This window comes from Streptomyces sp. 7R007, assembly GCF_054850255.1.
Window position 1 is genome coordinate 1 of the sequence record NZ_JBTWMV010000122.1, and the last position, 4,618, is coordinate 4,618.

Here is a 4,618-nt window from a genome sequence, read left to right on the forward strand (position 1 = left end):
TTGACAAGAACAAGAAGGGGAACTGTGCAGCAGCGCGACTGGACGACGGTGCGATCATCATTGGGCGGTCTTCCGCTTACATGTATGCAGAAGAAGATCTGCTCCAACAGGCTGGGGGTCGGAAGATCAAGGACCTGTACTCGGAGCGCGAGCCGTGTGCGAATAAATGTGAAAAACTAGTTGAAGAGATGAACGTGACCTACAGTGTTCGTTGGAACGGGGTGGATAGGGATGCCAGCAACGCGGAACTCAAGAAACTCATTAGTCAGCTCTTCGCGTCCCCGTGAAAAAAATCCGTGAGTCTTCTGGTGGGTCGGTGTGAACTGGGCCCACCTTGCAGTATCGATTAGTCGGAGAGGTTGAACAGTGGCAGCGCTTGAAATGGTCGAGATTCCGCACGAACTGACCCCCGGACGGATAGGTGTGCGAGTTCCAGCGGAACCAGTTTTCGGCGTTTATCGCCCGGTTGGCACTTTCAAAAAAGTTGCGATTGCAGGGCGAGATTTGATCGAATTTGGTCTCACTGGCGCATTTGGTGTACTACTGCTGGACCTTTCGTCGGGGGTGGTGCTGGAGAGGGTTAACGGCGAGTCCGACTTGAGTGTGGTAAATACATCCATAGATACCTTCAATCGCTGTCTATGTGTATTTTACTCGAAATTTCCGTTTCCTAAAATCGAAGACGACGACGAGTCGGATGAGAGGGATAATAGGGTGGCGCGGGAGGTTGAAGAGGAGGTGCGCCGGATCGATCCGGAAGCTTATGAAGAGAATAGCTTCTGGTATGAGGTGAGGTGGAGCGTGGCGATTGGTGACTTCTCCGACTGACCGATTGTTGCAACGTTCCTGCACCCCTTTACCCTTGGCTACTGGTCGAGATGGGCGTACAGCTGCAACAACCTTCCTCTCAGAGGGTGGTATGCGGGTTTTTGCCTTGTATCTGTCTCTGCTATGGGATTGGCGTGCAGATCAGGGCTCCCCCGACCCGGGCTCGGCGACATACTGCGGTCATGAGTGGAGAGGATTCGACACGGCTGGCGAGAGCCCTCATCGAGTTCCGTGAGGCCGAAGGCATCTCGGAGCGTGAACTCGCGCGCGGCACCTGGCTGAGTGAGGCGGCCATCAGGACCTTCGAACGCGGCCGTGGGGATCTGCCCACCCCGATGATCTCCACCGGCGAGGGACCGTTGTGGCTCTCGGCGATCCGGGACGCCTTCTCCCGCCGGGTGGTCGCGTGGGAGACCTCTGCCCGCGCGGACGCCGACCTGGTCCTGACCACGCTGGAGTACGCGCTCGCGTCCCGTGAAGTCGAGCCCGGCAAGCTCATCCATCACGCCGACCACGGCTGTCAGTACACATCCATCAAGCTCACAACCCGGCTGTTGCGAGCGGGAGTTGAGGCGTCCATGGGGTCCGTCGGGGACTCGTACGACAACGCCCTCGCGGAGAACCTCTGGATGTTCATCAAAACCGAATGCATCCGCGGCCGCACCTTCACCACGAGGGCCGAGGCCAACCTCGCGCTCTTCGAATACATCGACGGCTTCTATAACTCCCGCCGTATTCAGGAACGGCTCGGCTGACCGGGCGCGCGGTCATGTCTACCGGCGGTAGAATCGGCGCTGTGAGCAAGCCGACGAGCATCAAGACGAGCGAGGAAGTGCGCGACCGGCTGCGCATCCTCGCGGAGGAGCGCGGCACCACCATCACCGAGCTGCTGGAAGAGCTGGCCACCCGCGAGCTCACGGCGGCCGAGCGGGAGCAGCGTGCTGTTGAGGCCGCCCGCGAGCTCGGCATCGAGTACACCGAGGAGGTCCAGCAGGCCGGTCAGGACGCCTGGGCGAAGATCCGCGCCCATCAGGGCGGCGCCGCGGCATGAACCTGACGGCTGTCCTGGATCACACCGCTGTGGCCGCCCTGTACCGTGCGGATCCCTTCTTCACCGGCCTGTACATCGAGGCCTCGCGTGGCACGGGCCGGTTCATCATTCCGGCGTTGTCCGTGCTGGCCGCCGAACGGCAGGTCGCCGGTGCCGGCACGCACGCGGCGTCCCTGCGGTTCGCGGAAAGCGTGCCGTTCACCGCGGCGCACGCGGTGGATGCGATGGACTGGAGAAACGTCGACTGGCCGGTGGCGCACGCGGCAGCGATCGCCTGGCAGGCGGTGAAGGCCGGAGAACCGCTCACGGTCTTGTCGCTGGAACCCGAGCTGTACGCGGGTACCGGCATCACTCCGTTGAACCCGACTTGACCCTTCGGCATGGCAGATCCACGGCGTCGGCCGAGGCGTGTGGTCTGCGCCGCAGGACCGAGGCGGCGATCCTGGAGGCTGGCGACCTGGGCGGCCGACCTAGACGACGACGTCGCCGCGGCGGCTGCGTACGTCCGCGCGATGCTGGAAGCCGACATCGAGGCCACTCACCGGCAATTCCTTGAGTTGACGGAGCCGGCCGGGTGTGCTGGAGGCGGACCCCGGCGCGGAGGCGTGCGTGCTCGTGTTCAACGCTCTCGGCCGTGGAAACGGGCGCTGCCGGAGTCCGGGGTAGCGCCCTCGGGCGGCTGGGCAGCACTCCGGAGGCCGAGGAAGAAGCCCGCCGGACGTACAAGACCGAGCAGAACCGCAGGTGGTTCCGCGCGGACCCGAACAGCGCGGACGCAGTCGCCGCCGCAACGAAGGCCGCCGACGCCGCCTGGCAGTGCACTGCCGAGTACCTGCTCACGGTGCGGCTGGAACAGCTGCGCGAGCGGACCTTGGAACGTCCCGAGCAGGCGGCGTCCGCGCCGTGGTCGGCCCGACTGACCGAGCTCGCGGCCCGGGCCCTCGGCGGCGAGGCGGCTCGGCCGGCCACAGGCGGCGATGTCGAATTGCGGGCCCCGCTGGCGCCTCCGGCCACGTGGACGCGTACTGGAAGCGGGAGGTGACCGATGATGAGCCCACCGATGAGCTGCCGCGCGGCCTCGTTGATCGTCGACATCGGGCCCCCTGAGTTCCCGCTCCGGCGTTTCGTGGAGATCAGCGCAAGCGATCGGCGGCTGACCACGACAGAGCAGCAGGGCGTCCTGGAACGAATGGCTCCGGACGAACTGAGCACCGCTGCTCTGGAGGAGCCGGCTGGGGGCAATCCCTCTCCGGAAGGCGGCCCAGCGGCTTGGTACCGGGGTTCCAGCGCGACTGAGCTGACCCTGGATTCGTGGAGTCCCTGAAGCCAGGCTTGTGATCCTGGCCCGAAGGAGAACCACGAGCAGTGCCAGCACCACGTAAATACCCGGACGAGCTCCGTGAGGGGGCCGTCCGCGAGGTCCGCACGACGGGCCGTCCGATCGCGCATGTCGCGAAGGACCTGGGCATCCACAAGGAGGCCCTGCGCGGCTGGGTCCGCCAGGCCGAGGCCGACGCCGGTGAACGCGACGACCGGCTGACCACCGCCGAGCACGAGGAGCTGAAGCAACTGCGCAAAGAAGTAGCGGAGTTGAGGCGGGCGAACGAGATCCTGAAGGCCGCGAGCGCGTTTTTTGCGGCCGAACTCGACCGTCCCCGGACGAGGCCGACCAGGTGATCGAGCACCTCAGGGACAAGGGTCTCGGGGTCGGGTTCGCCTGCCGGGTGCTGGGGCTGTCGGAGTCGGCGTACTACGCGCGCAAGACGCGGCCGAAGTCGGCCCGACTGCTGCGTGACGAGCAGCTCATGCCGCTGATCGAACAGGTCCATGCCGCCTCCGGCGGCACCTATGGCGTCCGTCGGATTACCCGTGCACTGCGGCGCACGGGTGTGCAAGTGGCCCGCTGCACCGTCGAGCGGCTCATGGCCGAGCTGGGCCTGGAGGGCGTCATCCGCGGCCAGCGGCGCCGCACCACCGTGCCGGAGCCGTCGGCACCCAGGCCGCCGGACCTGGTCGACCACGACTTCACCGCGAGCCGGCCCGACCAGCTCTGGGTGGCCGACATGACCTATGTCCGCACCTGGTCCGGCTGGGCGTATGTGGCGTTCGTCCTGGACGTCTTCTCCCGGATGATCGTCGGCTGGCAGGTCGCGAACCATATGCGGACCGAACTCCCGCTCGACGCACTGGAGATGGCCCTGTGGAGACGGAGGATCAAGAAGGACTCTGGGCTGATCCACCACAGCGACCGCGGACTCGCCCCATACGTATCCATCCGCTACACCGACCGGCTCGCCGAGATCGGTGCCTCCACGTCGGTAGGGTCCGTCGCGGACTCGTATGACTGTCAACGCCATGGCCGAGGCGCTCAACGGCACCTTCAAAGCCGAACTGATCGAGATGCAGGGACCGTGGCGGGACGTCGACCAGGTCGAGCGGGCGATCTTCCAATGGGTGACGTGGTAGAACGAAGAGCGTCTCCACTCCGCCCTCGACTACGTGCCGCCAGCCGAGTACGAACGCGACTGGTGGCGACAACAGGAAGCCACCCGGCAGTCCGCCTAAACAAGATCAGCGGACTCTACCAAATTCGGCAGCTCACTACCGGCCGTCGACGGCTCCTCCGCCTGGCCCGGCACTGGCCCTGGACCGGCCACATCACTGCTGCTCTCGACCGGCTCACCCACCTGCCCAACCCTGGCTGACCAGCGGATTCCCCGCCCCTTCGGAGGTATGGCA

Annotated in this window: 6 protein-coding genes and 1 pseudogene; all 7 read left to right on the plus strand. The window is 65.2% G+C overall.

Annotated features, from left to right (window positions below):
* The coding region (locus ACYF6T_RS44235; protein ID WP_461703654.1) for a nucleic acid/nucleotide deaminase domain-containing protein at positions 1-287 on the plus strand (287 nt) is incomplete at its 5' end.
* A 79-nt stretch (positions 288-366) separates the two neighbouring features.
* Positions 367-828 (plus strand): SUKH-4 family immunity protein, encoded by a 462-nt coding sequence (locus ACYF6T_RS44240; protein WP_461703655.1) that lies wholly within the window; start codon positions 367-369, stop codon positions 826-828.
* A gap of 182 nt (positions 829-1,010) precedes the next feature.
* Complete coding sequence (locus tag ACYF6T_RS44245; RefSeq protein WP_461703656.1) at positions 1,011-1,583, plus strand: DDE-type integrase/transposase/recombinase; 573 nt, start codon at positions 1,011-1,013, stop codon at positions 1,581-1,583.
* Positions 1,584-1,624: 41 nt separating this feature from the next.
* Entirely contained in the window at positions 1,625-1,879 is a 255-nt protein-coding gene (locus ACYF6T_RS44250; protein WP_461703657.1) for a hypothetical protein, read from the plus strand.
* Positions 1,876-2,250 (plus strand): PIN domain-containing protein, encoded by a 375-nt coding sequence (locus ACYF6T_RS44255; RefSeq protein ID WP_461703658.1) that lies wholly within the window; start codon positions 1,876-1,878, stop codon positions 2,248-2,250. Before ACYF6T_RS44250 ends, ACYF6T_RS44255 begins: the two co-directional genes overlap by 4 nt.
* Before the next feature lie 263 nt (positions 2,251-2,513).
* Complete coding sequence (locus tag ACYF6T_RS44260) at positions 2,514-2,921, plus strand: hypothetical protein (protein ID WP_461703659.1); 408 nt, start codon at positions 2,514-2,516, stop codon at positions 2,919-2,921.
* Between the two features lie 323 nt (positions 2,922-3,244).
* Positions 3,245-4,444 (plus strand): annotated as a pseudogene (locus ACYF6T_RS44265) (IS3 family transposase).
* Positions 4,445-4,618: the final 174 nt, after the last annotated feature.

Excerpts from the sequence above, each read along its gene's own strand:
- ACYF6T_RS44245 (WP_461703656.1), top strand. The coding sequence starts at position 1,011 with ATGAGTGGAGAGGATTCGACACGGCTGGCGAGAGCCCTCATCGAGTTC.
- ACYF6T_RS44255 (WP_461703658.1), top strand. The coding sequence starts at position 1,876 with ATGAACCTGACGGCTGTCCTGGATCACACCGCTGTGGCCGCCCTGTAC.